The 26,181-nt window shown below is 62.0% G+C and carries 27 protein-coding genes and 1 tRNA gene; 2 read left to right on the top strand and 26 right to left on the bottom strand.

Features of this window, described 5'->3' with window-relative positions:
- Nucleotides 1-22: 22 nt before the first annotated feature.
- The 12 genes from rpsC to rpsL form a co-directional block, all read right to left on the bottom strand.
- Entirely contained in the window at nucleotides 23-748 is a 726-nt protein-coding gene (rpsC, locus tag NKI46_RS08605) for a 30S ribosomal protein S3 (RefSeq protein WP_023672753.1), read from the bottom strand.
- Nucleotides 748-1,137 carry a 50S ribosomal protein L22 gene (rplV, locus tag NKI46_RS08600; protein ID WP_006205462.1) on the bottom strand — a complete coding sequence of 130 codons (390 nt, stop codon included), beginning with the start codon at nucleotides 1,135-1,137 and terminating at the stop codon, nucleotides 748-750. Before rplV ends, rpsC begins: the two co-directional genes overlap by 1 nt.
- A gap of 2 nt (nucleotides 1,138-1,139) precedes the next feature.
- The gene (gene rpsS / locus NKI46_RS08595) at nucleotides 1,140-1,418 is read right to left on the bottom strand and encodes a 30S ribosomal protein S19 (RefSeq protein WP_006205463.1); all 279 of its coding nucleotides are present in this window, start codon (nucleotides 1,416-1,418) and stop codon (nucleotides 1,140-1,142) included.
- A 16-nt stretch (nucleotides 1,419-1,434) separates the two neighbouring features.
- Nucleotides 1,435-2,268, bottom strand: coding sequence for a 50S ribosomal protein L2 (rplB, locus tag NKI46_RS08590; protein ID WP_023706515.1), 834 nt, complete (start codon nucleotides 2,266-2,268; stop codon nucleotides 1,435-1,437).
- Nucleotides 2,269-2,291: 23 nt separating this feature from the next.
- Nucleotides 2,292-2,585, bottom strand: a complete 294-nt coding sequence (locus NKI46_RS08585; protein WP_023672751.1) for a 50S ribosomal protein L23 — start codon at nucleotides 2,583-2,585, stop codon at nucleotides 2,292-2,294.
- Nucleotides 2,582-3,202 carry a 50S ribosomal protein L4 gene (gene rplD / locus NKI46_RS08580; protein WP_023672750.1) on the bottom strand — a complete coding sequence of 207 codons (621 nt, stop codon included), beginning with the start codon at nucleotides 3,200-3,202 and terminating at the stop codon, nucleotides 2,582-2,584. The genes NKI46_RS08585 and rplD overlap by 4 nt, the downstream gene beginning before the upstream one ends.
- Complete coding sequence (gene rplC, locus NKI46_RS08575; protein WP_023682606.1) at nucleotides 3,202-3,930, bottom strand: 50S ribosomal protein L3; 729 nt, start codon at nucleotides 3,928-3,930, stop codon at nucleotides 3,202-3,204. Before rplC ends, rplD begins: the two co-directional genes overlap by 1 nt.
- A gap of 61 nt (nucleotides 3,931-3,991) precedes the next feature.
- The gene (gene rpsJ / locus NKI46_RS08570; protein ID WP_010909272.1) at nucleotides 3,992-4,300 is read right to left on the bottom strand and encodes a 30S ribosomal protein S10; all 309 of its coding nucleotides are present in this window, start codon (nucleotides 4,298-4,300) and stop codon (nucleotides 3,992-3,994) included.
- Between the two features lie 69 nt (nucleotides 4,301-4,369).
- The gene (tuf, locus tag NKI46_RS08565) at nucleotides 4,370-5,545 is read right to left on the bottom strand and encodes an elongation factor Tu (RefSeq protein WP_023723394.1); all 1,176 of its coding nucleotides are present in this window, start codon (nucleotides 5,543-5,545) and stop codon (nucleotides 4,370-4,372) included.
- 65 nt (nucleotides 5,546-5,610) lie between these two features.
- A complete protein-coding gene (gene fusA / locus NKI46_RS08560; protein ID WP_352745752.1) occupies nucleotides 5,611-7,701 on the bottom strand; it encodes an elongation factor G in 2,091 nt (696 codons plus the stop codon).
- Between the two features lie 30 nt (nucleotides 7,702-7,731).
- The gene (rpsG, locus tag NKI46_RS08555; protein WP_008875664.1) at nucleotides 7,732-8,202 is read right to left on the bottom strand and encodes a 30S ribosomal protein S7; all 471 of its coding nucleotides are present in this window, start codon (nucleotides 8,200-8,202) and stop codon (nucleotides 7,732-7,734) included.
- Nucleotides 8,203-8,262: 60 nt separating this feature from the next.
- Nucleotides 8,263-8,634, bottom strand: coding sequence for a 30S ribosomal protein S12 (rpsL, locus tag NKI46_RS08550; RefSeq protein WP_006333356.1), 372 nt, complete (start codon nucleotides 8,632-8,634; stop codon nucleotides 8,263-8,265).
- Between the two features lie 496 nt (nucleotides 8,635-9,130).
- On the opposite strand from rpsL, the gene NKI46_RS08545 reads away from it, so the two are divergent.
- A complete protein-coding gene (locus tag NKI46_RS08545) occupies nucleotides 9,131-9,412 on the top strand; it encodes a transcriptional regulator (RefSeq protein WP_352659110.1) in 282 nt (93 codons plus the stop codon).
- 106 nt (nucleotides 9,413-9,518) lie between these two features.
- Nucleotides 9,519-10,454, top strand: a complete 936-nt coding sequence (locus NKI46_RS08540; RefSeq protein WP_352659112.1) for a Gfo/Idh/MocA family protein — start codon at nucleotides 9,519-9,521, stop codon at nucleotides 10,452-10,454.
- A 46-nt stretch (nucleotides 10,455-10,500) separates the two neighbouring features.
- Here NKI46_RS08540 and NKI46_RS08535 read toward each other — a convergent pair whose 3' ends face one another.
- From NKI46_RS08535 to NKI46_RS08470, 14 genes are all read right to left on the bottom strand, one after another.
- Entirely contained in the window at nucleotides 10,501-11,166 is a 666-nt protein-coding gene (locus tag NKI46_RS08535) for an O-methyltransferase (RefSeq protein WP_352745749.1), read from the bottom strand.
- 79 nt (nucleotides 11,167-11,245) lie between these two features.
- Entirely contained in the window at nucleotides 11,246-15,442 is a 4,197-nt protein-coding gene (gene rpoC / locus NKI46_RS08530) for a DNA-directed RNA polymerase subunit beta' (protein WP_023667434.1), read from the bottom strand.
- Nucleotides 15,443-15,589: 147 nt separating this feature from the next.
- Nucleotides 15,590-19,726 carry a DNA-directed RNA polymerase subunit beta gene (gene rpoB, locus NKI46_RS08525; protein ID WP_023686024.1) on the bottom strand — a complete coding sequence of 1,379 codons (4,137 nt, stop codon included), beginning with the start codon at nucleotides 19,724-19,726 and terminating at the stop codon, nucleotides 15,590-15,592.
- Between the two features lie 248 nt (nucleotides 19,727-19,974).
- A complete protein-coding gene (gene rplL, locus NKI46_RS08520) occupies nucleotides 19,975-20,352 on the bottom strand; it encodes a 50S ribosomal protein L7/L12 (RefSeq protein WP_023667436.1) in 378 nt (125 codons plus the stop codon).
- 54 nt (nucleotides 20,353-20,406) lie between these two features.
- Complete coding sequence (gene rplJ, locus NKI46_RS08515) at nucleotides 20,407-20,925, bottom strand: 50S ribosomal protein L10 (protein WP_023667437.1); 519 nt, start codon at nucleotides 20,923-20,925, stop codon at nucleotides 20,407-20,409.
- 373 nt (nucleotides 20,926-21,298) lie between these two features.
- Nucleotides 21,299-21,997 carry a 50S ribosomal protein L1 gene (rplA, locus tag NKI46_RS08510; protein ID WP_023667438.1) on the bottom strand — a complete coding sequence of 233 codons (699 nt, stop codon included), beginning with the start codon at nucleotides 21,995-21,997 and terminating at the stop codon, nucleotides 21,299-21,301.
- 4 nt (nucleotides 21,998-22,001) lie between these two features.
- Complete coding sequence (rplK, locus tag NKI46_RS08505) at nucleotides 22,002-22,430, bottom strand: 50S ribosomal protein L11 (RefSeq protein WP_006333334.1); 429 nt, start codon at nucleotides 22,428-22,430, stop codon at nucleotides 22,002-22,004.
- Nucleotides 22,431-22,602: 172 nt separating this feature from the next.
- Nucleotides 22,603-23,130, bottom strand: a complete 528-nt coding sequence (nusG, locus tag NKI46_RS08500) for a transcription termination/antitermination protein NusG (protein WP_006333333.1) — start codon at nucleotides 23,128-23,130, stop codon at nucleotides 22,603-22,605.
- 27 nt (nucleotides 23,131-23,157) lie between these two features.
- Entirely contained in the window at nucleotides 23,158-23,361 is a 204-nt protein-coding gene (gene secE, locus NKI46_RS08495; RefSeq protein WP_023667439.1) for a preprotein translocase subunit SecE, read from the bottom strand.
- A 489-nt stretch (nucleotides 23,362-23,850) separates the two neighbouring features.
- On the bottom strand, nucleotides 23,851-24,318 hold the full coding sequence (locus tag NKI46_RS08490; RefSeq protein WP_023749180.1) for a hypothetical protein: 468 nt from the start codon (nucleotides 24,316-24,318) through the stop codon (nucleotides 23,851-23,853).
- A gap of 73 nt (nucleotides 24,319-24,391) precedes the next feature.
- Nucleotides 24,392-24,856, bottom strand: coding sequence for an Hsp20 family protein (locus NKI46_RS08485; RefSeq protein WP_352608128.1), 465 nt, complete (start codon nucleotides 24,854-24,856; stop codon nucleotides 24,392-24,394).
- A gap of 113 nt (nucleotides 24,857-24,969) precedes the next feature.
- The gene (locus NKI46_RS08480; RefSeq protein ID WP_352745744.1) at nucleotides 24,970-25,164 is read right to left on the bottom strand and encodes a hypothetical protein; all 195 of its coding nucleotides are present in this window, start codon (nucleotides 25,162-25,164) and stop codon (nucleotides 24,970-24,972) included.
- A 119-nt stretch (nucleotides 25,165-25,283) separates the two neighbouring features.
- Nucleotides 25,284-25,359, bottom strand: a tRNA-Trp gene (locus NKI46_RS08475).
- Between the two features lie 158 nt (nucleotides 25,360-25,517).
- Nucleotides 25,518-26,000, bottom strand: a complete 483-nt coding sequence (locus NKI46_RS08470; RefSeq protein WP_352745741.1) for a group II truncated hemoglobin — start codon at nucleotides 25,998-26,000, stop codon at nucleotides 25,518-25,520.
- Between the last annotated feature and the right edge of the window lie 181 nt (nucleotides 26,001-26,181).

Here is a 26,181-nt window from a genome sequence, read left to right as displayed (position 1 = left end):
CTAACTCCAAATTCCTAAATAATCAGGCGTTTTCGCGACGACGACCGCGTTCGCGATCACCACCACCGCCATGCGCAGCATCACCCTCGGTCGCGCGACGCTCCGAAGCCATCGGATCGTGCTCGAGGATTTCGCCCTTGAACACCCAGACCTTGACGCCGCAGATGCCGTAAGCCGTATGCGCTTCGGCCGTGCCATAGTCGACATCGGCGCGCAGCGTATGCAGCGGCACGCGGCCTTCGCGGTACCATTCCATGCGTGCAATCTCGGCGCCGCCGAGACGGCCGGCGCAGTTGATGCGGATGCCTTCGGCGCCCAGGCGCATGGCCGACTGAACGGCGCGCTTCATGGCGCGGCGGAACGCGATACGACGCTCGAGCTGCTGGGCGATCGACTGGGCGACCAGGGTCGCGTCGATTTCCGGCTTGCGCACTTCAACGATGTTCAAGTGCGTCTCGGACTTCGTCATCTCCATCAGCTTCTTGCGAAGCTTTTCGATGTCGGCGCCCTTCTTGCCGATGATCAGGCCCGGGCGCGCCGCATGGATGGTGACGCGGCACTTCTTGTGCGGGCGCTCGATCACGACCTTCGAAATCGCAGCCTGCTTGAGTTCCTTTTCAAGATATTTGCGGATCTTGATGTCCTCATGCAGCAGTTTGCCGTACTCGCCGGTGTTCGCGAACCAGCGCGAATCCCAGGTGCGGTTGATGCCGAGGCGCAGACCGATCGGATTGACTTTCTGGCCCATTATGCGGCCTCCCCTTTTTCTTCGACTTCACGAACGACGATCGTGAGGTGCGAGAACGGCTTTTCAATACGGCTGGCGCGACCGCGGCCACGAGCATGGAACCGCTTCATGACGATCGACTTGCCGACATAGGCTTCCGCCACGATCAGCGCATCGACGTCGAGGTCGTGGTTGTTTTCCGCGTTGGCGATCGCCGATTCCAGCGTCTTCTTGACCGTGCCGGAAATCCGCTTGGCCGAGAATTCGAGATCGGAAAGCGCTGTCGCGACCTTCTTGCCGCGGATCAGCGCGGCAACCAGGTTCAGCTTCTGCGGGCTGATACGGATCGTGCGCAGAACGGCGCGCGCTTCGTTGTCAGCAAGCCTGCGCGGAGCTTTGGCCTTGCCCATGATTATTTCCTCTTCGCCTTCTTATCCGCGCCGTGACCGTAATAGGTCCGGGTCGGAGCGAATTCACCGAACTTGTGACCGACCATGTCCTCGTTCACCGAGACGGGAACATGCTTCTGGCCGTTGTAGACACCGAAGGTGAAGCCGACGAACTGCGGCAGGATGGTGGAGCGACGGCTCCACATCTTGATCACCTCATTGCGACCACCTTCACGAACCTTGTCCACCTTCTTGAGAAGGTAGCCGTCGATGAAGGGGCCTTTCCAAATAGAACGAGTCACTTGGCGTTACCTCTTCTTAGCTCTTGCGCTGATGGCGCGAGCGCAGGATGAACTTGTCGGTCGCCTTGTTGGACCGCGTCTTCTTGCCTTTGGTCGGCTTGCCCCACGGGCTGACCGGATGACGGCCACCGGAGGTGCGGCCTTCACCACCGCCATGCGGATGGTCGACCGGGTTCATGGTCACGCCGCGATTGTGCGGGCGCTTGCCGCGCCAGACCGTGCGGCCGGCTTTGCCGTCGTTGATGTTGCCGTGGTCGGGGTTCGACACGGCGCCGACGGTGGCCATGCAGGAGCCGTGAACGACACGCTGCTCGCCCGAGTTGAGGCGCAGGATCGCCATGCCCTGGTCGCGACCGACCAGCTGGCCATAGCCACCCGCTGAACGTGCGACCTGGGCGCCCTTGCCCGGCTTCAGCTCGATGTTGTGGACGATCGTGCCGACCGGCATCGAGGCCAGCGGCATCGCATTGCCCGGCTTCACGTCGACCGATTCACCGGCCACGATCTTGTCGCCGGCGGCAAGGCGCTGCGGAGCGATGATGTAGGACAGCTCGCCATCGTCATACTTGATCAGCGCGATAAAGGCGGTGCGGTTCGGATCGTATTCAATGCGCTCGACCGTGCCGACGACGTCGAACTTGCGGCGCTTGAAGTCGATGATGCGGTACGAACGCTTGTGACCGCCGCCGATGAAGCGGGCCGTGATGCGGCCGTGATTGTTGCGGCCGCCCGACTTGGTCAGGCCTTCGGTCAGACCCTTGACGGGCTTGCCCTTGTAGAGGCCCGAGCGGTCGACGATGACCAGCTGGCGGGTGCTCGGCGTTACCGGGTTGAATTTTTTAAGTGCCATGTTTGTTGTCCTCGCGGCCTAGCTCAGAGACCCGTCGCGACGTCGATCGACTGGCCGTCGGCCAGTGTCACAATCGCCTTCTTGACGTCGCTCTGGCGGCCGATCGTGCCGCGGAAGCGCTTGATCTTGCCCTTGCGGACAAGCGTGTTCACGGCCGTAACCTTGACGCCAAACAGCGCTTCGACAGCGGCCTTGATTTCCGGCTTCGACGCCTTCTTGGCGACGTTGAAAACAACCTGGTTGTTCTCGGAAGCCATGGTCGACTTTTCGGTGATCGCCGGCGAGACGATCACGTCGTAATGACGGAGGTCGGTCATTTAAAGCGCTCCTCGAGAGCCTCGACGGCGGCCTTCGAAAGGACCAGCGTGCCGCGGCGCAGAATGTCGTAGACGTTGATGCCCTGGATGGGCAGCACGTCGATGTTCGGGATGTTGGTCGCCGCCAGCTTGAAGTTCTGGTCAAGCTCGGCACCGCCGATCACCAAGGCGTTGGTCAGGCCCAGCGTCGCGAAATTCGCGATCAGCGCCTTCGTCTTGGCTTCGGTCAGCTTCAGCTCGTCGATGATGATGATCGACGCGCTCTTGGCCTTGGCCGAGAGAGCATGCCGCAAGCCCAGAGCGCGCACCTTCTTCGGCAGATCGTGCTCGTGGCTGCGAACGACCGGGCCGTGGGCCTTGCCGCCGCCGCGGAACTGCGGAGCGCGTGCCGAATGGTGACGGGCGCGGCCCGTACCCTTCTGCTTGTACATCTTGGCGCCGGTGCGCGCGATTTCGGCGCGGCCCTTGGCCTTGTGCGTGCCCTGCTGGCGCTTGGCCAGCTGCCAGCGCACGACGCGCTGCAGGATGTCCTCGCGCGGATCAAGGCCGAAAATCTCCTCGGAGAGTTTCACCTTGCCGGCGTCCTTGCCGCCAAGCGTTGTGATCTTGAGATCCATTATTCTGCTCCCTCTGCGGCCGGAGCCTCGTTCTTGGCGCCACTCTCGGCAGCAACGGCGCGGATCGCGGCAGGCTTCGGCGCATTGGCCGGCAGTGCCACCTTGGCCGCATCGCGGACCAGGATCCAGGCGCCCTTCGATCCGGGAACCGCACCGCGGATCAGGATCAGGCCGCGATCGGCGTCGGTCGAAACGATCTCGACATTCTGTGTGGTGACGCGGGTGTCGCCCATGTGGCCAGCCATATGCTTGCCCTTGAACACTTTGCCCGGATCCTGACGCTGGCCGGTCGAACCGTGCGTACGGTGCGAGACCGAGTTACCGTGCGTCGCGCGGCCACCACCCATGTGATGGCGCTTGATGACGCCCTGGAAACCCTTGCCGATCGTCGTGCCCGTCACATCGACCTTCTGGCCGGCGACGAAGTGCTCGACGGTGATCTCGGCGCCGACATCGATCATGTTGTCGGCGGAGACGCGGAACTCGGCGACCTTCGCCTTCGGCTCGACGGAAGCGGTCGCGAAATGGCCGCGCATCGCCTTCGACGTGTTCTTTACCTTGGCAAGGCCAACGCCGAGCTGGACGGCCGTATAGCCGTTCTTCTCCTGCGTGCGCTGAGCCACGACCTGGCAGTTCTCCATCTGGAGAACGGTGACGGGAACATGTTCCCCGGCATCATTATAGATGCGGGTCATTCCCACCTTCTTTGCAATCACACCTGAACGCATCGGTTCAATTCCTTTAGAGTTCCGGGCCAGGGGCACCGCCCCTTACCGCGCTCTCATTCCCTTAGAGCTTGATCTCGACGTCGACACCGGCGGCCAGATCGAGCTTCATCAAAGCATCGACCGTCTGCGGGGTCGGATCGACGATGTCGAGCAGACGCTTGTGCGTGCGCATCTCGAACTGCTCGCGGCTCTTCTTGTCGACGTGAGGCGACCGGTTGACCGTGAACTTTTCGATCCGCGTCGGCAGCGGAATGGGGCCGCGGACGTTTGCTCCGGTGCGCTTGGCCGTCGACACGATTTCTTTCGTCGAGGCGTCGAGCACGCGGTGATCAAACGCCTTCAGGCGGATGCGGATATTCTGTCCGTTCATGCGTCACTTCCTTGTTCTGGCGCGGCGCGGGCAAATCCTGCGCCCGCGACAGATCGGTTTAAGTCCAAATTACTCTTTGATGGTGACGACGATGCCGGCACCGACGGTGCGGCCGCCTTCACGGATGGCGAAGCGCAGCTTCTCTTCCATGGCGATCGGCACGATCAGCTCGACATCGACCGTGATGTTGTCGCCGGGCATAACCATTTCCGTGCCTTCCGGCAGCGACACGATGCCGGTCACGTCGGTCGTGCGGAAGTAGAACTGCGGACGGTAGTTGGTGAAGAACGGCGTGTGACGGCCACCTTCGTCCTTGGTCAGGATGTAGGCTTCGGCCACGAACTTCTTGTGCGGCTTCACCGTACCGGGCTTGGCCAGAACCTGGCCGCGCTCGACGCCTTCACGATCAACGCCGCGCAGCAGCGCGCCGATGTTGTCGCCGGCCTGGCCCTGATCGAGCAGCTTGCGGAACATCTCGACGCCCGTGCAGGTCGTCTTGGTCGTCGGACGGATGCCGATGATTTCCAGTTCCTCGCCGACCTTGACGATGCCGCGCTCGACGCGGCCGGTCACGACCGTGCCACGGCCCGAGATCGAGAACACGTCTTCGATCGGCATCAGGAACGGCTTGTCCAGCGGACGAACCGGCGTCGGGATGTAAGCATCGACCGCAGCCATCAGCTCGCGGATCGCGTCTTCGCCGATGGTCTTGTTGGAATCTTCAAGAGCAGCCAGCGCCGAACCCTTGACGATCGGAATGTCGTCGCCGGGGAACTCGTTCTTCGACAGAAGCTCGCGAACCTCGAGCTCGACCAGTTCGAGCAGCTCGGCATCGTCGACCTGGTCGACCTTGTTCAGGAACACCACGATCGACGGCACGCCGACCTGACGGGCAAGCAGGATGTGCTCGCGGGTCTGCGGCATCGGGCCGTCGGCGGCCGACACGACCAGGATCGCGCCGTCCATCTGCGCAGCACCCGTGATCATGTTCTTCACATAGTCGGCGTGGCCGGGGCAGTCGACATGGGCGTAGTGGCGCGCAGCCGTCTCGTATTCGACGTGCGCCGTCGAAATGGTGATGCCGCGGGCCTTCTCTTCGGGCGCCGCATCGATCTGGTCGTAGCGCTTGTACTCGCCAAAATACTTCGTGATCGCCGCCGTCAGCGACGTCTTGCCATGATCGACGTGGCCAATCGTGCCAATGTTCACATGAGGCTTGTTACGCTCGAATTTACCTTTTGCCATGTGATGTCTCCAATCTGCTCGCCCGTACGGGCCTTGAATTAAGTTACCGATGCAACCCGCTGGGGTTACGCGTATTTCTTCTGGACTTCCTGGGCGACCGCGGTCGGCACAGGCTCATAGTGATCGAACTGCATCGTGTAGGCAGCGCGGCCCTGGCTCATCGAGCGCAGGTTGTCGACGTACTTGAACATGTTGGCCAGCGGCACCATCGCGTTGATGACGACAGCCACGCCGCGAGCCTCCTGGCCCTGAATCTGGCCACGACGGCCGTTCAGGTCGCCGATGACGCTGCCGACATAGTCTTCCGGCGTCACGACTTCGACCTTCATGATCGGCTCGAGCAACTGCACGCCAAGCTTGGGTGCGGCTTCACGGAAGCAGGCGCGGCCGGCGATTTCGAAGGCCAGGACGCTGGAGTCAACATCGTGGTACGCGCCGTCGATGAGCGTCGCCTTGACGCCGATCATCGGGAAGCCCGCGAACGGACCCGACGACATGACGCTGTTGATGCCTTTTTCGACACCCGGGATGTATTCCTTGGGAACGGCGCCGCCGACGATCTTGGTCTCGAACTCGAACTCCGAGCTTTCCGGGTTCGGTTCGAACACGATCTTGACGCGAGCGAACTGACCGGTACCGCCGGTCTGCTTCTTGTGGGTGTAGTCCTGCTCGTGCCTGCGGGTGATGGTCTCGCGGTAAGCCACCTGCGGCGCGCCGACATTGGCCTCGACCTTGAACTCGCGGCGCATGCGGTCGACGATGATGTCGAGGTGAAGTTCGCCCATGCCCGAAATGATGGTCTGGCCGCTTTCCTCGTCGGTCTTGACGCGGAATGACGGATCCTCGGCGGCCAGGCGGTGAAGGGCGAGGCCCATCTTTTCCTGGTCGTTCTTGGTCTTCGGCTCGATGGCGATCTGGATGACCGGATCGGGGAATTCCATGCGCTCGAGGATGACCGGGTGCAGCGGATCGCTGAGCGTGTCGCCGGTGGTCGTGTCCTTGAGGCCGGCCAGAGCAACGATGTCGCCGGCAAAGGCTTCTTCGACGTCGGCGCGCGAATTCGCATGCATCTGCAGCATGCGGCCGATGCGCTCTTTCTTGCCCTTGACGGTGTTATCGACCGAGATGCCCTTGGTCAGCTTGCCCGAATAGATGCGGGCAAAGGTCAGCGAACCGACGAACGGGTCGTTCATGATCTTGAAGGCCAGCATCGACAGCGGCTCGTTGTCGTCGGCATGACGCTCGATCTCGACGTCGGTCTTGGCGTCGACGCCCTTGATGGCGGGAACATCGGCCGGCGACGGCAGGTATTCGACGACGGCATCGAGCAGCGGCTGCACGCCCTTGTTCTTGAAGGCCGAGCCACAGAACATCGGGTAGAACTTGACCGCGATGGTGCCCTTGCGGATCAGCGCGCGGATCTCGTCATTCGACGGCATCTTGCCTTCGAGGTAATTCTCGAGTGCCGTCTCGTCCATTTCGACAGCGGCTTCGATCATCTTCTCGCGGTATTCTTCGGCGCGAGCCTGCAGGTCGGCCGGGATCTCGACGACGTCCCAGGCAGCGCCCAGCGTCTCGTCGCGCCAGACCAGCGCGTTCATCTCGACGAGATCGACGACACCCTTGAACTCGGTCTCAGCGCCGATCGGCAGCTGCATGACGACGGCATGCGCACCAAGACGCGAGCCGATCATCTCGACCGAGCGGTAGAAGTCGGCGCCGATCTTGTCCATCTTGTTGCAGAAGATCATGCGCGGAACTTTGTACTTGTCGGCCTGGCGCCAGACGGTTTCCGTCTGCGGCTCAACACCGGCATTGGCATCGAGCAGCGCAATGGCGCCGTCGAGCACGCGCAGCGAACGCTCGACTTCGATGGTGAAGTCGACGTGTCCGGGAGTGTCGATGATGTTGAAGCGGTACATCTTGCCGCTGCGACCCTTCCAGAAGGTCGTGGTGGCGGCGGACGTGATGGTGATGCCGCGCTCCTGCTCCTGCTCCATCCAATCCATGGTGGCAGCGCCGTCGTGGACTTCGCCGATCTTGTGCGACTTGCCCGTGTAATAGAGGACGCGCTCGGTGGTCGTCGTCTTGCCGGCGTCAATATGCGCCATGATACCGAAATTGCGGTAGTCTTCGATTTTGTATTCGCGGGCCATCGTGGATGCCTTCTCAGTCTCGTTCGCGCTTTACCAGCGGTAGTGCGCGAAAGCGCGGTTGGCTTCTGCCATCTTGTGGGTGTCTTCACGCTTCTTCACGGCGGTGCCGCGGTTATTAGCCGCGTCCATCAGCTCGCCGGAGAGGCGGTCGACCATGGTGGTCTCGTTGCGGTTGCGGGCCGCGGCGATCAGCCAGCGGATCGCCAGGGCCTGGCGGCGCTCGGGGCGCACATCGACCGGAACCTGGTAGGTGGCGCCGCCGACGCGGCGCGACCGGACTTCCACATGCGGCGCGACATTGTCGAGCGCCTGATGGAAGACGGTGACCGGCTCCTGCTTGGTCTTCGACTGAACCTGGTCGAGCGCACCGTAGACGATGGTCTCGGCAACCGACTTCTTGCCGTCATACATGACGGCGTTCATGAACTTGGTGACGATCAGATCGCCGAACTTCGGGTCCGGATTGATCTCACGCTTTTCTGCACTGTGACGACGCGACATGGCTTTTGTCTCTCAATCTCGTAGCCCGACGCATTCAAGCAGCGCCAGGGCCGGAAAATCTTACTTCGGACGCTTGGCGCCGTACTTCGAACGGCGCTGCTTGCGGTTCTTCACGCCCTGCGTGTCGAGCACGCCGCGGATGATGTGGTAGCGCACGCCCGGAAGATCCTTGACGCGGCCGCCGCGGATCATGACCACGGAGTGTTCCTGAAGGTTGTGGCCTTCGCCGGGGATGTAGCCGATCACTTCAAAGCCGTTGGTCAGGCGGATCTTGGCCACCTTGCGCAGTGCCGAGTTCGGCTTCTTCGGCGTCGTTGTATAGACGCGCGTGCAGACGCCCCGCTTCTGCGGGTTCTGCTGCATGGCCGGGACCTTGTTGCGCTTCACTGGCGCAATGCGCGGCTTGCGGATCAGCTGGTTGACGGTAGGCATTAAACCCTCTTGTCTCTCAATTCCGTGTCTCGCCCGGTCAGGGCCGCTCAAAGCGCCAATTCCATACGCAAATTCGGGCCATAAACCGCGCCTCGCGGTCCTGCCCGAACAAAATGCAGAGGAAGCGGGAACCGCTTCATGCGCGCCGGAAATGTCTTTTCGCTCGTAAAACGAACCCTGTTTGAGGCAAACTCCAAGGCGTGTCGCTTCGGAAGGGAGAGCCTCACATCGGTTCTGACTGGGCGGCTTCTACTCGCAAGACCGTGAACCGTCAACCCCGGCACGCCAAATATTGCGCGCTGACGACGGCTTGGCAGCCATGTGAAAGACGCATGTAATTTTCTTTCTTCATTTTGCAAGGCAGAGGAAGAAAGTGACCCGCGCAGACAAGAAAAGTGACCGGCTTTTGGCTGTCATGCGCGGGTTCTTCATGGCAAAAGGCGCCATGGACAGCGCAAATCCCCTCGCCCGCACCCGTCTCAAAAGGAATCAGCCCGTGAACGACAATGAGGAGCGCCCGGTCACCATCGTCACCGGCCGGGTCTGGAAAAAAAAGGGCGGCAAGCCGGAAGGCGTCCATGTGATGCTGGTTGCGCCCGACGACGATTCGGCCGTGCGCCGGGCGCTCGAATCGCTCGCCGCCGAAGGCTATGCCGAAGCTGAGCTCGACCAGATCGGCGATATCGAGGGCGTACCCGACGAGGAGCCGCATCTGTCGGCCTTCCAGGGCGCGCTCGAAGGCGAAGTGTCGATCGTTACGTTCGAGGTTCCGCTCTGAGCGTCGCCGGCTGCTTGCGCCTGTCACCGCGCCGGCTTGCCCGGCACCGGTTCTCTGCTAAGAACCGGGCGACTTAACCAGCCAAATTCGAATCCGCGGAGTTCCCATGCCCTCGAACAATGGTCCCATCAAGCTCGGCATCGTCGGCGTCGGCAAGATCGTGCGCGACCAGCATCTGCCGGCAGTGGCCAAGGATGCGGACTACCGCCTCATCGCCGCCGCCAGCCGGCACGGCAAGGTGGACGGCATCCCGAATTTTCCGACCATCGAGGCGATGCTCGACGCGGTGCCGGAACTCGAGGCCGTGTCGCTGTGCATGCCGCCGCAGTTCCGCTACGACGCGGCACGCACCGCGCTGATGGCGAAGAAGCATGTTTTCCTGGAGAAGCCGCCGGGCGCCACGGTCAGTGAGGTCGAGGACCTGAAGCGGCTGGCGGCAGCCAATGGCGTTTCACTGTTCGCCAGCTGGCATTCGCGCTACGCGCCGGCAGTGGAGGCCGCGCGCGCCTTCCTGGCGTCGGCCAAGGTCAACTCGGCTGCCATCGTCTGGAAGGAAGATGTCCGCCGCTGGCATCCGAACCAGGATTGGATCTGGGCGCCGGGCGGTTTCGGCGTCTTCGATCCCGGCATAAACGCACTGTCGATCGCAACCCACATCCTGCCGGCGATGTTCATCACCTCGGCCGTCCTCGACTTCCCGGAAAACCGCGCCTCGCCTGTGGCGGCCCACGTGACCTTCCGTACCTCGGATGGGTTGCCGGTGACCATGGAGCTCGACTGGCTGCAGACGGGACCACAGAGCTGGGACATCCTGGCCGACACCGACAAGGGCAAGATGGTGCTGTCCGGCGGCGGCACCAGGCTCGCCATCGACGGCAAGGTGGTTCACGACGAGCCGGAGGCCGAATATCCCCAGCTTTACCGGCGCTTCGCTGAAATCGTACGCGACGGCGTCTCCGATGTCGATTTGGCACCCCTGCAGCACGTGGCCGACGCCTTCATGCTCGGCAAGCGCAATGTGGTGGAAGCGTTCTTCGATTGAACGATGAGTTCTGCCGCACCGCAGTCCGGACACTCACCATGCAGCCTTACTCGACGATCGCAATCGCAAAGCCGTCATAGCCTTTGGCGCCGACGGTCTGGATGGCGGTGCCGTCCAGGCGCTTGTCGCCGCCGATTAAGGAAAACGCACCGCGTGCGCCTTCGACATAGGCGTCACGGCCATCGTCGTTGAGCACGGTGCCGTCGCGGATGACGTTGTCGCAGATGATGACCGTCCCCGGCCGCGACAGGCGCATGGCCCATGACAGATAATTCGGATTGTTCGGCTTGTCGGCGTCGATGAAGATCAGATCGAACGGACCGGCATTTTCGACAGCCAGCGTCTCAAGCGACTGAAGCGCGGGGCCGATCCTGAGCTCGACCTTGTCCGACACCCCTGCCCGCTCGAGATTCGAGTGCGCGACTTTTGCATGATGCGGCTCGAGTTCGAGCGTCACGATCTTGCCGCCGACGGGCAATCCCCTTGCCATCCAGATGGTCGAGTAGCCGCCAAGCGTGCCGATCTCCAGCACCTTCCTGGCGCCGCTGATGCGGACCAGCAGCGACAGCAGCTTGCCCTGCGCCGGCGATACGTCGATGGCCGGCAGGCCCTGGTCGCGGTTGGCCGCAAGCACCGCGTCAAGGACGGGATCCGCCTCGAAGAGAGAGGAAACGATGTAGTCGTCGACGTCAGTCCAAACCTTCTTGCTCATGTTTTCCTCGATTCGATTAGGGGTCAAAACGCGAAAAGGGGCCACTGGGGCCCCCTTCCTTCTTCTCGTCCTACCGCGCTTACTGCGCGGCGTTGACCATGTCGGTCAGCATCGGCTCGGCGACCTCGACACCGGAGGCCTTGCGGCGCTCGTCGATGATCAGTTCGTCGCGCGAGGTGGCGATGCGCCGGATCTGGCTCATCGTGCCGCCGGTACCGGCCGGGATCAGCCGGCCGACGATGACGTTTTCCTTCAGGCCCTGCAGCATGTCGGTCTTGCCGGCAACCGCAGCTTCGGTCAGCACCCTGGTCGTCTCCTGGAAGGAGGCGGCCGAGATGAAGGACGGCGTCTGCAGCGAGGCCTTGGTTATGCCCAGCAGCACCGGCTGGCCTTCGGCCGGCTTCTTGCCGTCCTCGACCAGGCGCTCGTTGACCTCTTCCAGTTCGATCACGTCGACGTGGTCGCCCGGAATGTAGGTCGAGTCGCCCTGCACCGTGATCTCGACCTTCTGCAGCATCTGGCGAACGATCACCTCGATGTGCTTGTCGTTGATCGACACGCCCTGCAGACGGTAGACTTCCTGGATTTCGTTCACGAGGTAGGAAGCAAGTGCTTCCACGCCCTTGATCGCCAGGATGTCGTGTGGCGCCGGATTGCCGTCGAGGATGTAGTCGCCCTTCTCGATGACGTCGCCGTCCTGGAGATGGAACGGCTTGCCCTTCGGGATCAGGTATTCGACCGGCTCAAGCGTCGAGTCATGCGGCTCGATGATGATGCGGCGCTTGTTCTTGTAGTCGCGGCCGAAGCGGATCGTGCCATCGATCTCGGCGATGATGGCGTGATCCTTCGGACGACGTGCCTCGAACAGTTCGGCAACACGCGGCAGACCGCCGGTGATGTCCTTGGTCTTGGCGCTTTCCATTGGGATACGCGCCAAAACGTCGCCGGGACGAACCTGCGAACCCGGCTCGACCGAAAGAATGGCCTCTACCGAGAGCAGGAAGCGGGCGTCGCCGCCCTTCGACAGCTTGCCGACCTTGCCCTTGGGGTCAAGGATGGCGATCGCCGGCTTGAGGTCGTTGCCGCGTGGCGTCGAGCGCCAGTCGATGACCTCGCGCTTGGTGATGCCGGTCGATTCGTCGGCCGTTTCCTGAACGGAAATGCCGTCGACCAGATCCTCGTACGACACCTTGCCCTCGATTTCGGTGAGGACGGGGCGGGTATAGGGATCCCATTCGGCGATACGCTGGCCGCGCTTCACCTTGTCGCCATCGTCCACGAAGATGCGCGAACCATAGGTAAGGCGATGCGAGGCACGCTCCTTGCCGGCTTCGTCGAGGATCAGCACCGCCATGTTGCGGCCCATGACCATCTGCTGGCCGTCCGAGTTGCGCACCACGTTGCGGTTGCGGATCTCGACCTTGCCCTCATACGAGGCTTCAAGGAACGAGCTGTCCACCACCTGCGCCGTACCGCCCATGTGGAAGGTACGCATGGTGAGCTGGGTGCCCGGCTCGCCGATCGACTGCGCCGCGATGACGCCGACGGCTTCGCCCTGGTTGACCGGAGTGCCGCGGGCAAGATCGCGTCCGTAGCAGACCGCGCACACGCCGATCCTGACCTCGCAGGTCAGTGCCGAGCGAATGCGGACCGACTGCACGCCGGCCTTTTCGATCTTTTCCACGTCACGCTCGTCCATCAGCGTTCCGGCCTTGACCAGAACCTCGCCCGAAACCGGGTGCGTGATGTCGTCGAGCGAGGTGCGGCCCAGCACGCGCTGACCGACCGAAGCGACGACCTGACCGGCATCGACGATCGGCTGCATGGTGAGGCCCTTGTCGGTGCCGCAATCCACGGAGTTGACGATGCAGTCCTGCGCCACGTCGACCAGACGACGGGTGAGGTAACCCGAGTTCGCCGTCTTCAAGGCGGTGTCGGCCAGACCCTTGCGGGCGCCGTGGGTCGAGTTGAAGTACTCGAGCACGGTCAGGCCTTCCTTGAAGTTCGAGATGATCGGCGTCTCGATGATTTCACCCGAGGGCTTTGCCATCAGGCCGCGCATGCCGGCGAGCTGACGCATCTGGGTGGGCGAACCACGCGCACCCGAATGCGACATCATGTAGATCGAGTTCATCGGCTTTTGACGGCCACTGTCCTCGAACTCGACGGCCTTGATGCGGGCCATCATCTCGTCGGCGACCTTTTCCGAGCACTTGGCCCAGGCGTCGACGACCTTGTTGTACTTCTCGCCCTGAGTGATCAGGCCGTCATTGTACTGCTGCTCGTATTCCTTGGCCAAAGCTTCGGTGTCGGAAACCAGCTTGATCTTGGCGTCCGGGATCAGCATGTCGTCCTTGCCGAACGAAATGCCGGCGCGGCAGGCGTGGCTGAAGCCGAGGGCCATGATGCGGTCGCAGAAAATGACCGTCTCCTTCTGACCGCAGTGGCGGTAGACGGTGTCGATCATCTTGGAGATGTTCTTCTTGGTCATCTCCTGGTTGGCGGTCTCGTAAGGCACATTGACGTTCTTCGGCAGCAGCTCGCCGATGATCATGCGGCCAGGCGTGGTGTCGTAGATTTTCGACACGACCTTGCCTTCGGCATCGACCGTGCGGAAACGACCCTTGATCTTGGAGTGCAGCGTCACCGCCTTGGTCTCGAGCGCGTGCTGGAGTTCGCCCATGTCGGCAAACACCATGCCTTCGCCCGGCTCGTTCTGATTGACGATCGAGAGATAGTAGAGACCCAGGACCATGTCCTGCGAAGGCACGATGATCGGCGCGCCGGAAGCCGGGTGCAGGATGTTGTTGGTCGACATCATCAGCACGCGGGCTTCAAGCTGCGCTTCGAGCGACAGCGGCACGTGAACGGCCATCTGGTCGCCGTCGAAGTCGGCGTTGAAGGCCGTGCAGACCAGCGGATGCAGCTGGATCGCCTTGCCTTCGATCAGGATCGGCTCGAACGCCTGGATGCCGAGGCGGTGCAGCGTCGGTGCACGGTTCAAGAGCACCGGATGCTCGCGGATGACCTCGTCGAGGATATCCCAGACTTCCGGACGCTCCTTCTCGACCAACTTCTTGGCCTGCTTGACGGTCGAGGAGAACCCCTTGGCGTCGAGGCGGGCGTAGATGAACGGCTTGAACAGTTCGAGCGCCATCTTCTTCGGCAGGCCGCATTGGTGCAGCTTGAGCTCCGGACCGGTGACGATGACCGAACGGCCCGAATAGTCGACGCGCTTGCCGAGCAGGTTCTGGCGGAACCGGCCCTGCTTGCCCTTCAACATGTCGGACAGCGACTTCAGCGGACGCTTGTTGGCGCCGGTGATGACGCGGCCGCGACGGCCGTTGTCGAACAGCGCATCGACGGCTTCCTGCAGCATGCGCTTTTCATTGCGCACGATGATGCCGGGGGCGCGCAGCTCGATCAGCCGCTTCAGACGGTTGTTGCGGTTGATGACGCGGCGATAGAGATCGTTCAGGTCGGACGTCGCGAAACGTCCACCATCCAGAGGAACCAGCGGGCGCAGGTCCGGCGGGATCACCGGAACCACCTTCATGATCATCCATTCCGGACGGTTGCCGGACTCCATGAAATTCTCGACGACCTTGAGCCGCTTCAGATACTTCTTCTGCTTCAGCTCGGACGTGGTCGAAGCCAGTTCCGAACGCAGGTCGCCGGCGATCTTCTCCAGGTCCATGCCGGCCAGAAGGTCATGAATGGCCTCGGCGCCGATCATGGCGGTGAACGAATCCTCGCCATACTCGTCGACGGCGATCATGTACTCTTCCTCGCTGAGCAGCTGGTGCTCCTTCAGCGCAGTGAGGCCAGGCTCCGTGACGATGTAGTTCTCGAAGTAGAGGACGCGCTCGATGTCCTTCAGGGTCATGTCGAGCAGCGTGCCGATGCGCGACGGCAGCGACTTCAGAAACCAGATGTGAGCGACAGGTGCCGCCAGCTCGATGTGGCCCATGCGTTCGCGGCGAACGCGCGACAGCGTGACTTCGACGCCGCACTTTTCGCAGATGACGCCCTTGTACTTCATGCGCTTGTACTTGCCGCACAGGCATTCATAGTCCTTGATCGGGCCAAAAATGCGCGCACAGAACAGACCGTCACGCTCCGGCTTGAAGGTGCGGTAGTTGATGGTCTCCGGCTTCTTGATCTCGCCGAACGACCAGGACAGAATCTTCTCAGGGCTGGCGAGCGATATCCGAATGGAATCGAACACCTGCGCCGGCGCCTGCGGATTGAAGAGATTCATGACCTCTTGGTTCATGCCGTTCTCCTTTTCGGGGTCCTCGAAAACCCCTTGCATCTAACGCGGGCCAAATGCCCGCTGAGTGGTCGGCCCACTGGCCGTAGAATTTGTTGCATCCGGTCGCGGCGTTCCGCGACCGGATGTCTTGCTTACTCGGCCGCGCCCCTATTCGGCAGCATCTGGCAGCCGGACAGGGTTGTCGTCGAGCTTGGTATTCTCCAGCTCGACATTGAGGCCGAGAGACCGCATTTCCTTGACGAGCACGTTGAAGCTCTCGGGAATGCCGGCCTCGAACGTGTCGTCGCCGCGCACGATCGCCTCGTAGACCTTGGTGCGGCCGGCGACATCGTCCGACTTCACCGTCAGCATTTCCTGCAGCGTGTAGGCGGCGCCATAGGCTTCCAGCGCCCAGACCTCCATTTCGCCGAAGCGCTGGCCACCGAACTGCGCCTTGCCGCCCAGCGGCTGCTGGGTAACGAGCGAGTACGGACCGATCGAACGCGCGTGGATCTTGTCGTCCACCAGGTGGTGAAGCTTGAGCATATAGATATAGCCCATCGTCACCTTGCGATCGAACGGCTCGCCGGTGCGTCCGTCATAGAGCTGCGACTGACCGCTGGTGTGCAGGCCTGCCTGCTCCAGCATGATGTTGATGTCGACTTCATGCGCGCCGTCGAACACCGGTGTCGCGATGGAGACGCCGCGGCGCATCTGCTCGCTGAGGCGAACGATGCTCTCGTCGTCATATTCGCGGACCGGCTCGTTGCGGTCGTTGGCCGGGATGAAGCTCTCAAGCGTCTTGCGCAACGGCTTGATGTCTCCAGCCGTCTTGTACGCGTCGATCAGCTCGCCGATCTTCTTGCCCATGCCCGCGCATGCCCAGCCCAGATGGGTTTCCAGGATCTGGCCGACATTCATGCGGCTCGGCACACCCAGCGGGTTGAGCACGATATCGGCATGCGTGCCGTCCTCGAGGAAAGGCATGTCCTCGACCGGAACGATCCGCGACACGACACCCTTGTTGCCGTGACGTCCCGCCATCTTGTCGCCCGGCTGCATCTTACGCTTCACGGCCACGAAGACCTTGACCATCTTCATGACGCCCGGAGGCATTTCGTCGCCGCGCTGCACCTTCTCGACCTTGTCCATGAAGCGCTGCTCGAGCGCCTTCTTGGAATCGTCGTACTGGCCACGCAGGGCTTCCAGTTCGCTCTGGAGCTTTTCGTTCTCCACCGCAAACTGCCACCACTGCGAACGTGGATACTCGTCAAGCGTGTCCTTCGACAGCTTCGAGCCCTTCTTGAAGCCCTTCGGCCCGGCAATCGCTTCCTTGCCGACGAGAACGTCGGAAAGGCGCGAATAGACGTTGCGGTCGAGGATCGCCTGCTCGTCGTCGCGGTCCTTGGCGAGGCGTTCGATCTCCTCGCGTTCGATCGCCATGGCGCGCTCGTCCTTCTCGACGCCGTGGCGGTTGAAGACGCGCACTTCGACGACTGTGCCGAAGGTGCCCGGAGGCATGCGCATCGAGGTGTCGCGAACGTCGGACGCCTTTTCACCGAAGATGGCGCGCAGGAGCTTTTCTTCCGGCGTCATCGGGCTTTCGCCCTTCGGCGTGATCTTGCCGACCAGGATGTCGCCCGGCTGCACTTCCGCGCCGATATAGACGATGCCGGCTTCGTCGAGGTTCTTCAGCGCTTCTTCCGAAACGTTCGGAATGTCGCGCGTGATTTCCTCCGGTCCAAGCTTGGTGTCGCGGGCCATGACCTCGAATTCCTCGATGTGGATCGAGGTGAAGACGTCGTCGGCCACGATGCGCTCGGAGAGCAGGATCGAGTCCTCGTAGTTGTAGCCGTTCCACGGCATGAACGCGACCAGCACGTTGCGGCCGAGCGCCAGATCGCCGAGCTCGGTCGACGGACCGTCGGCGATGATGTCGCCCTTGTTGACGCGGTCGCCCATGCGCACCAGCGGACGCTGGTTGATGCAGGTGTTCTGGTTCGAACGCTGGAACTTCATCAGCCGGTAGATGTCGACGCCCGACTTGCCGGGATCGAGATCTTCCGTGGCGCGGATGACGATACGCGTCGCGTCCACCTGGTCGACGATGCCGCCGCGGCGGGCGCCGATGGCGGCACCCGAGTCACGGGCAACGATCGGCTCCATGCCGGTGCCGACGAACGGCGCTTCGGCGCGCACCAGCGGCACGGCCTGACGCTGCATGTTGGAGCCCATCAGCGCGCGGTTGGCGTCGTCGTTCTCGAGGAACGGGATCAGCGCCGCGGCCACGGACACCATCTGCTTGGGCGACACGTCCATGAGATCGACGTTTTCGCGCGGCGCCATCATCACTTCGCCGGCGCTGCGGCAAATGACGAATTCGTCGACGAAACCACCATTCTTGTCGAGCTCGGCATTGGCCTGCGCGACGTGGTGCTTGGACTCTTCCATAGCGGAGAGATAGACGACCTCATTGGTCAGCTTGCCGTTGACGATCTTGCGGTACGGGCTTTCGATGAAGCCGTACTTGTTGACGCGCGCGAAGGTCGCCAGCGAGTTGATCAGACCGATGTTCGGGCCTTCCGGCGTCTCGATCGGGCAGATGCGGCCGTAATGCGTCGGGTGCACGTCCCGCACTTCGAAGCCGGCGCGCTCGCGGGTCAGACCGCCCGGTCCAAGTGCCGACAGGCGGCGCTTGTGGGTGATCTCCGACAGCGGGTTGGTCTGATCCATGAACTGCGACAGCTGCGAGGAACCGAAGAACTCGCGTACGGCGGCAGCCGCCGGCTTGGCGTTGATCAGGTCCTGCGGCATCACCGTGTCGATCTCGATCGAGGACATACGTTCCTTGATCGCGCGCTCCATGCGCAGCAGGCCGACGCGGTACTGGTTCTCCATCAGCTCGCCGACGGAACGCACGCGGCGGTTGCCGAGATTGTCGATGTCGTCGATCTCGCCCTTGCCGTCGCGCAGTTCGACCAGCGTCTTGACCACCGCCAGGATGTCGTCCTTGCGCAGCACGCGCACGGTGTCCTCAGCCTTGAGCTCGAGGCGCATGTTCATCTTGACGCGGCCGACGGCCGACAGGTCGTAGCGCTCCGAGTCGAAGAACAGCGAGTTGAACATGGCTTCGGCGGTTTCAAGCGTCGGCGGCTCGCCCGGGCGCATGACACGGTAGATGTCGAACAGTGCGTCCTGGCGGCTCTCGTTCTTGTCGACGTTGAGCGTATTTCGGATGTAGGCGCCGACATTGACATGGTCGATGTCGAGAACCTTGATCTCGCTTTCGCCCGTGCCGAGCAGCACCTTCAGCGTCTTTTCGTCGATCTCGTCGCCGGCTTCGAGGAAAATCTCGCCGGTGCCGTAGTTGACGATGTCCTCGGCCAGGTAATTGCCGAGCAGATCCTCGTCGGTCGCCTTGATCGCCTTCAGACCCTTTTCGCCAAGCGCTCTTGCCTGGCGGGCGGTGATCTTCTTGCCGGCCTCGACGACAACTTCGCCGGTGTCGGCATCGACGAGGTCGCCAACGGCCTTCAGGCCGCGGAAGCGCTCGACGTTGAACGGGATGCGCCAGTGGTCGCCGGCGCGCTTGTAGGTGATCTTGTTGTAGAAGGTCGACAGGATTTCTTCGCCGTCCATGCCGAGCGCCATCAAGAGCGACGTCACCGGAATCTTGCGGCGGCGGTCGATACGGGCGTGCACGACGTCCTTGGAATCGAACTCGATGTCGAGCCACGAACCGCGATAGGGAATGACGCGCGCCGCAAACAAAAGCTTGCCCGAGGAGTGCGACTTGCCCTTGTCATGGTCGAAGAAGACGCCCGGCGAACGGTGCATCTGCGAGACGATGACGCGCTCCGTGCCATTGACGATGAAGGTGCCGTTGAGCGTCATGAGCGGCATGTCGCCCATATAGACGTCCTGCTCCTTGATGTCCTTGATCGACTTTGCGCCGGTATCCTCGTCGATATCGAACACGATGAGGCGCAGCGTCACCTTGAGTGGCGCGGCATAGGTCAGGTCGCGCTGACGGCATTCGTCAACGTCGAATTTCGGTCCTTCAAACTCGTACTTCACGAACTCCAGCATCGAGGAGCCGGAGAAATCGGAGATCGGGAAAACCGACTTGAAAACGGCCTGCAGTCCCTCGTCCGGACGTCCACCCTTGGGCTCCGCCACCATCAGGAACTGGTCATAGGATGCTTTTTGAACCTCGATCAGGTTCGGCATCTCCGCAACTTCCGGAATCTTTCCGAAGAACTTGCGTACGCGTCTGCGGCCATTGAAAGTCTGGGTCTGGGCCATCGTCGCTCCTTAGCTATAAACTCGGGGCGAGCCTCGCCGCGGCTCACCTTGCATGCGCGGCCACCTCGGCGGCGGCCCCTGATCTGTTTCCCGCCGCCTGGCGGCGACGGCTAAAACGGGAGAAAACCCGTTTCCTGAAGGCCGGTTTCGGCCCTCAGGAAAGAGGTTCTCGTACATCTCGCGCTACGCATCCTCCCCTCTGATGAAGGGAGTGGCGGACGGCGCGAGGCCGCCCGCCGCTTTTACGCTTACTTCAGGTCGACCTTGGCGCCGGCTGCTTCCAGCTGGGCCTTGAACTTCTCAGCGTCAGCCTTGGAAACGGCTTCCTTGACCGGCTTCGGAGCTGCTTCGACCAGATCCTTGGCTTCCTTGAGGCCCAGGCCGGTGATGGCGCGGACTTCCTTGATGACGTTGATCTTCTGAGCGCCTGCCTCGGTGAGGACGACGTCGAATTCCGTCTTTTCCTCAGCCGGAGCAGCAGCAGCGGCAGCGCCGCCGGCAGCGGCAACCGCCACCGGAGCAGCAGCCGAAACGCCCCACTTTTCTTCCAGAAGCTTCGACAGCTCGGCCGCCTCGAGGACGGTCAGCTTCGAAAGGTCGTCTACGATCTTTGCCAGATCAGCCATTGTTGTATTCCTTCATCAGGTTCGAACGTGTGTTTGTGATAGCGAGGAACGGCCTCATGCCGCCTCGTCCTTCCGGGCGTAAGCGCCGATGACGCGCGCGACCGAAGCCGCTGGCGCATTGACGATCTGGGCGATCCGGGTTGCCGGCGTGGCGATCATGCCAACCAGCCTGGCGCGCAACTCATCGAGCGACGGAAGTGTGGCGAGTGCCTTCACACCGTCGGCGTTGAGCGAGGTGGTGCCCATTGCGCCGCCGAGAATGACCAACTTGTCATTTCCCTTGGCGAAATCGGACGCGACCTTCGGCGCCGCAATCGGATCCTCCGAATAAGCGATCAGCGTCTGTCCCTTGAACAGGTCGATGATCGATGCGGAGTCCGTGCCCTGAAGAGCGATTTTGGCGAGACGGTTCTTCGCGACTTTGACGGTGCCACCGGCAGCGCGCATTTTCGACCGAAGGTCGTTCATTTGCGCGACGGTGATACCGGCGTAGTGGGCCACGACGACTGAACCAGCGCCTGCAAAAGCACCATTCAGGCCCGTGACGAGTTCGCGTTTTTCCGCTCTGTCCACTGCCTATCTCCAGTTGACCCCTGCCCCGCTAGTGGGACAGGCGTCGGGTTGCCTTTTTGCCGGCCGGGCCATCCATTACAGATCTCCCGAACGACGCTCGAGGATCCTGCCCCCTTTCGCCACACCGACGGCAAGCCGGAGATGCGCAGACAAAAGGCAAACACGGTTCGAACCTTTCATTGGAGCTTGTCGCTCCGTTGTCCGGTTTTCACCCGTCTCATGCAGGCCCAATTCAATTAAGGCTTCTGGGCCGCCTGCAATCTCGGACAGGATGTCCGGAAGCCTCTCGACTTCCGGTACCGGGCCGCCGACAAGTCGGAGGCCCGGAATTCACTTGCGGATCAGCGCCTTGGCAGCCGATCCAGATTTCGTATCAAGACGCTGCGAGCGTCGAGACGTCGAGCTTGAGGCCCGGGCCCATCGTCGAGGTGACCGACACCTTCTTGACGTAGTTGCCCTTGGCGCCAGCCGGCTTTGCCTTGGTCACGGCATCGGCGAAGGCGCGGACGTTTTCTTCCAGCGCCTTGACGTCGAACGAGACCTTGCCGACGCCGGCATGAACGATGCCGGCCTTCTCGACGCGGAACTCGACAGCGCCGCCCTTCGATGCCTTGACGGCGGCGGCGACGTCGGTGGTGACGGTGCCGACCTTCGGGTTCGGCATCATGCCGCGCGGGCCCAGCACCTTGCCCAGACGGCCGACCAGCGGCATCATGTCCGGCGTGGCGATGCAGCGATCGAAGTCGATCGTGCCCTTCTGGACGATGTCGACCAGATCCTCGGCACCGACGATGTCGGCGCCGGCGGCGCGAGCCTCATCGGCCTTGCCGCCACGTGCGAACACGGCGACGCGGACAGAGCGGCCGGTGCCGTTCGGCAGGTTGACCACGCCGCGGACCATCTGGTCGGCATGGCGCGGGTCGACGCCGAGGTTCATCGCAACTTCGATGGTCTCGTCGAACTTCACCGTCGAACGGTCCTTGAGCAGCTTCAGCGCCTCACCAAGGGCATAAGCCTTGTTGGGGTCGATGCCGTCACGGGACTTCGATACACGCTTTGCAATCTTTGCCATGATCTCAGCCCACCACTTCCAGACCCATCGAGCGGGCGGAGCCCTCGACCATGCGCATGGCCGCCTCGACGTCGTTTGCGTTCAGATCCTTCATCTTCTGTTCGGCGATGGCGCGCACCTTGTCGCGACCGATCGTGCCGGCCTTGATCTTGCCCGGCTCTTTCGAACCTGACGTCAAGTTCGCCGCCTTTTTCAGGAAGTAGCTCACCGGCGGCGTCTTCATGACGAAGGTGAAGGACTTGTCCTGGTAATAGGTGATGACGACCGGGATCGGCGATCCCTTTTCCATTTCCTGGGTCTGCGCGTTGAACGCCTTGCAGAATTCCATGATGTTGATGCCGCGCTGACCAAGTGCCGGGCCGATCGGCGGAGACGGCGTAGCCGATCCCGCTTTGACCTGGAGCTTGAGCTGGCCTGCAATTTTCTTAGCCATCTCTTTCCTGCCTTTATCTCATGCCGGCCCCAGTATCGGGAACACCGGCGGTTGCAGTCTGGTGGTGCGGTCCGCGCAGCCGGCTAAAGCCGCATTCGCCTCCCACCCGTTCATGGCCGCGCGCTTTCCGCGCCGCCTCCCCTTGCCGGCGAACCGGCGCAGGGTTTTCGGATCAGCCCTTTTCGACCTGTCCGAATTCCAGATCGACCGGCACGGCGCGCCCGAAGATCGAAACTTCCACCTTGAGCCGCGCCCGCTCCTCGTCCACTTCCTGGACGAAACCGTTGAACGAGGCGAACGGACCATCCGAAACGCGGATCGCCTCGCCGATCTCGAAAGTGACCGAGGGCTTCGGCCGCTCGACGCCTTCCTGAACCTGGTTTAGGATGCGTTGCGCCTCGGCTTCGGTGATCGGCACCGGCTTGGAGTCACCGAGGAAGCCGGTGACCTTCGGCGTGTTCTTGACCAGCGAGAACACCGCATCGGTCAGATTGGCCTTGAGCAACACATAGCCCGGAAAGAACTTGCGCTCGGCATCGACCTTGCGGCCGCGGCGGATCTCGACGACCTTCTCGGTCGGCACCACGATCTGCTCGATATCGGCGGACAGGCCCTTCTGCTTGGCCTTGTTCTCAATGTCCTCGGCGACCTTCTTTTCGAAGTTCGAATAGGCGTGGACAATGTACCAGCGCGCGGTCATTTCAAGACTTCTCCGTAATCGCCGGACTTAATGGCCGAGGCTCAGTAACCGCTCGATCGCGTAGCCCATGGCCACGTCGGCGGTGAAGAAAAAGATCATCGCGATGACCGCGAATACGAGCACCATCACCGTCGAGATCATCGTCTCCCGGCGCGACGGCCAAGTCACCTTGGCAGTTTCCGCGCGAACCTGCTGGAGAAAGACGAAAGGATTTGTGGTTTTCGAAGCCATATGCCGCTCTGTCTTCAAGACCCGTTGGCCGGGTCTCCTGGATGATCCCGCTGGCCGGGACGTGCCGCCTGGGTTCAAGTCGGCGCCGAATCAGCGCTATTTCGCCCATGCAAATCGGACGCGTAAAGCCGGCTTCCCAGCTCCACGCGTCGCGTGTCTGTTGTGTCTACATAAAACCGATTCTTGATCCACGCAAGTGGCAAGTGTCCGCTTTATGATCAAACGCCGCCTCGGAACCATCCAGTCGTCCCGTCCCGGCTATCGGGGCCTTATGCCTCAGTTCGCCCAATATGGCAAGCCACCTGCCGTTTTTCAATGCCAGACCCCAATTCCGGAGGATGCATCCGGAAGATCAGGCACGTGATTACAAGTTCGAGGAAATGGCGTTGAGGTCGAAACTGCGACCTGCTGTGTTGGAAAGCAAATGAAGCACCCAAGGTTGGAATCCAGCTGCCCCTGGCGAGGCAGCTGGATCAACCCAGGGTTAGTTCAGGCACAGGCGAGTTCGACCTCGGCCACTGCGCCGATTCCGCGTGGTGGGCGTGGGCGCGGCGCGATCACTGCCGGGCACGGGGGCGGGTCGTCGTCATCGTCGGGGCCGAAAGAACGGCCACGACGCCGCCAAGCCTTGAGAGCGCTGCGGCGCGAGGAGGGTCGCCAAGGCAGCACTCGGCCTGAAGTCTCTTTCCCCAGCGTGGGTTTCTCATCGAGAGCCTTCAACGCCCTCAGAATCTGGTCGACAGGGATTACCGTGCCGTTGTCCAGGCGGCGCAAGGCAGGCTGGTTTTCCACCGCGCAGGCATCGGACGCCCACGAGGAAAGCAGTGCCCGCTTTTCTCCACGGCTGAGGCGTGGATGGTTGATGACGTCGTCTGGATTGTCGAGCAGGCACAAAGAAGTTTCAATTTTGCCCGAGCGTGCCGCAGAAAGTGTCGGTGTCTCGTAGAAGTTGTCCATCTCCATTCTCCGCAATCTGGGCCTCCCGGCCGAAGCCGGGAGGCGGACCGCAGGGATAACTGAATCGATACGATCAGGCCGCTTTGCGGGTGCGTTCCGTATCCTGGGCGATCTGCTTGCCGCCCACCTGGGCGTCGCCCACGCCGATGCTGATGCGGCGCGGCTTCAGCTCTTCGGGAATCTCGCGGACAATGTCGATCGAGAGGAGGCCATTCTCCAGTTTGGCTGCCTTGATCTTCATGTGGTCGGCAAGCTTGAACGTCTGCCTGAAACTGCGGTAGGCAATGCCCTGGTGCAGCAGCTGGCGTCCGCTCTGATCATCAGCTTTCTGGCCTACCACGACCAGTTCGGGTCCATGCTGGGTCAGCTCAACCTCATCCTGGCTGAAGCCCGCGATGGCCATCGAGATACGGTAGTCGTTCTCGTCGACCTTCTCGATGTTATAGGGCGGCCAGTCCGGACGCGTACCGCTGTCGGGCATGTCGAAAAGCCGGTCGAAACCGACGGTGGTCCGATAGAGACTATCAAAGGTTCTCATAGCCACATCCTCCTTGAAGCAACATGGGTACAAGGGCGCCGCCCAGCAGCGCCGCCTTTTGCCAAGCCAATCGGCCTCGGCGGGAAACGAATTAGGAAGGGCCGAAAACCGGTTCAAGAGCCCTGTTCAGAAAATTTCAGAAGCCAGGCCAGCATCCCGCTTCCAATAATTCGCAGCCGCTGAAAAGCAGCCGGCGGCAGCAAAATAGGCCTATTCTGAATTGTGAACGCAAATGGCAATTGGCTCGCCAATGGCAGTTGAATCAAGGAAATCGTTCGTGGAAATACGCCGACTTCGGCATTGCGCATCAGCGCTCTCGCTCTGCGCATGCCTTCGGAACGTCGCTCGTCGAGTACGCGGCTTCAGCCCAACCAAACGAGGAGCCAAAACAAGGCGTTTCTAAAATGCCGGATTCCAACGAGGAAAATGGCACGGGCAGCAGGGCTCGAACCTACGACCTGCGGTTTTGGAGACCGCCGCTCTACCAACTGAGCTATGCCCGTACGCGCGTTTCAGCGCAGGCGCTTCCTAAAAGCTTCCGGGCGCGCTGTAAAGAGTGTCTGACGCGCTTTCAGATCCTTTGCCAAAATCCGAATAGGTGATGACCAGCCCGTCCCTGCCGATCTCGATTTTTCGCCTGCCTGAAGCCGCATGCCGGCGCTCAATCCCCGGCCGGCGGCTTGTACGGCCCGCCCGGTACGCCCCAGCCCCAGGCCGGCATCGGTTCGGTCTGCGGGTCGCAGGTCTCGCCGAGGGTGGAATTCATCTTGGCAAGCCGTGACCCCCATTCGACATAGCCCATGAAGGCGGAACGGAATTCGGGATCGTCCGGCAGCCCGACCGCATCGGCGGCATCGGCAAGCAGGCTGATCCAGCGGCGGCGCTGTTCCTCCGTCAGATGCTTGCCCAAGTGATGCATGACCATCTCGCGATGGCCGCCATGCTGTTCGCTGTAGGTCTTCGGTCCGCCAAAAACCTCGCCGATGAAGGCCGCGACATGCGTGGGATGATCCGGCGACATGTGTTTGAACACCGGGCCGACCACCGGGTCGCGCGACACCTTGTCGTAAAAGGTTTCCGTCAGCTGGTTGAGGGCTTCGATGCCGCCGGCCCATTCGTAGAGTGTCGGGACATCCTGGCTCATTCTTGATCCTCCGCCAAGCCCGGCGCCTGCACGACGATAGCGGAAATCGCGCCCTGCTCAACCTGCCTCGATGGCGAGTGTGAACCCGCCGCGCTACAATTTGGCCGGCGCTTCGGCGTGATGTCGCTTGCCGGCGTCGCCTTCCTCGGCTCCAGCACGCCCATCCGACCCCTTTCGCTTC

Origin of the sequence: Mesorhizobium sp. M0615 (assembly GCF_040320805.1) — a bacterium.
Lineage (GTDB): Bacteria > Pseudomonadota > Alphaproteobacteria > Rhizobiales > Rhizobiaceae > Mesorhizobium.
Note: the sequence above shows the minus strand (reverse complement) of the source record. Positions and strands in the feature narration are given on the sequence as shown.

Excerpts from the sequence above, each read along its gene's own strand:
- rpsC (WP_023672753.1), bottom strand. The coding sequence starts at position 748 with ATGGGCCAGAAAGTCAATCCGATCGGTCTGCGCCTCGGCATCAACCGC.
- rplV (WP_006205462.1), bottom strand. The coding sequence starts at position 1,137 with ATGGGCAAGGCCAAAGCTCCGCGCAGGCTTGCTGACAACGAAGCGCGC.
- rplB (WP_023706515.1), bottom strand. The coding sequence starts at position 2,268 with ATGGCACTTAAAAAATTCAACCCGGTAACGCCGAGCACCCGCCAGCTG.
- NKI46_RS08585 (WP_023672751.1), bottom strand. The coding sequence starts at position 2,585 with ATGACCGACCTCCGTCATTACGACGTGATCGTCTCGCCGGCGATCACC.
- rplD (WP_023672750.1), bottom strand. The coding sequence starts at position 3,202 with ATGGATCTCAAGATCACAACGCTTGGCGGCAAGGACGCCGGCAAGGTG.
- rplC (WP_023682606.1), bottom strand. The coding sequence starts at position 3,930 with ATGCGTTCAGGTGTGATTGCAAAGAAGGTGGGAATGACCCGCATCTAT.
- rpsJ (WP_010909272.1), bottom strand. The coding sequence starts at position 4,300 with ATGAACGGACAGAATATCCGCATCCGCCTGAAGGCGTTTGATCACCGC.
- tuf (WP_023723394.1), bottom strand. The coding sequence starts at position 5,545 with ATGGCAAAAGGTAAATTCGAGCGTAACAAGCCTCATGTGAACATTGGC.
- fusA (WP_352745752.1), bottom strand. The coding sequence starts at position 7,701 with ATGGCCCGCGAATACAAAATCGAAGACTACCGCAATTTCGGTATCATG.
- rpsG (WP_008875664.1), bottom strand. The coding sequence starts at position 8,202 with ATGTCGCGTCGTCACAGTGCAGAAAAGCGTGAGATCAATCCGGACCCG.
- rpsL (WP_006333356.1), bottom strand. The coding sequence starts at position 8,634 with ATGCCTACCGTCAACCAGCTGATCCGCAAGCCGCGCATTGCGCCAGTG.
- NKI46_RS08540 (WP_352659112.1), top strand. The coding sequence starts at position 9,519 with ATGCCCTCGAACAATGGTCCCATCAAGCTCGGCATCGTCGGCGTCGGC.
- NKI46_RS08535 (WP_352745749.1), bottom strand. The coding sequence starts at position 11,166 with ATGAGCAAGAAGGTTTGGACTGACGTCGACGACTACATCGTTTCCTCT.
- rpoC (WP_023667434.1), bottom strand. The coding sequence starts at position 15,442 with ATGAACCAAGAGGTCATGAATCTCTTCAATCCGCAGGCGCCGGCGCAG.
- rpoB (WP_023686024.1), bottom strand. The coding sequence starts at position 19,726 with ATGGCCCAGACCCAGACTTTCAATGGCCGCAGACGCGTACGCAAGTTC.
- rplL (WP_023667436.1), bottom strand. The coding sequence starts at position 20,352 with ATGGCTGATCTGGCAAAGATCGTAGACGACCTTTCGAAGCTGACCGTC.
- rplA (WP_023667438.1), bottom strand. The coding sequence starts at position 21,997 with ATGGCAAAGATTGCAAAGCGTGTATCGAAGTCCCGTGACGGCATCGAC.
- rplK (WP_006333334.1), bottom strand. The coding sequence starts at position 22,430 with ATGGCTAAGAAAATTGCAGGCCAGCTCAAGCTCCAGGTCAAAGCGGGA.
- nusG (WP_006333333.1), bottom strand. The coding sequence starts at position 23,130 with ATGACCGCGCGCTGGTACATTGTCCACGCCTATTCGAACTTCGAAAAG.
- secE (WP_023667439.1), bottom strand. The coding sequence starts at position 23,361 with ATGGCTTCGAAAACCACAAATCCTTTCGTCTTTCTCCAGCAGGTTCGC.
- NKI46_RS08490 (WP_023749180.1), bottom strand. The coding sequence starts at position 24,318 with ATGGACAACTTCTACGAGACACCGACACTTTCTGCGGCACGCTCGGGC.
- NKI46_RS08485 (WP_352608128.1), bottom strand. The coding sequence starts at position 24,856 with ATGAGAACCTTTGATAGTCTCTATCGGACCACCGTCGGTTTCGACCGG.
- NKI46_RS08480 (WP_352745744.1), bottom strand. The coding sequence starts at position 25,164 with ATGCGCAATGCCGAAGTCGGCGTATTTCCACGAACGATTTCCTTGATT.
- NKI46_RS08470 (WP_352745741.1), bottom strand. The coding sequence starts at position 26,000 with ATGAGCCAGGATGTCCCGACACTCTACGAATGGGCCGGCGGCATCGAA.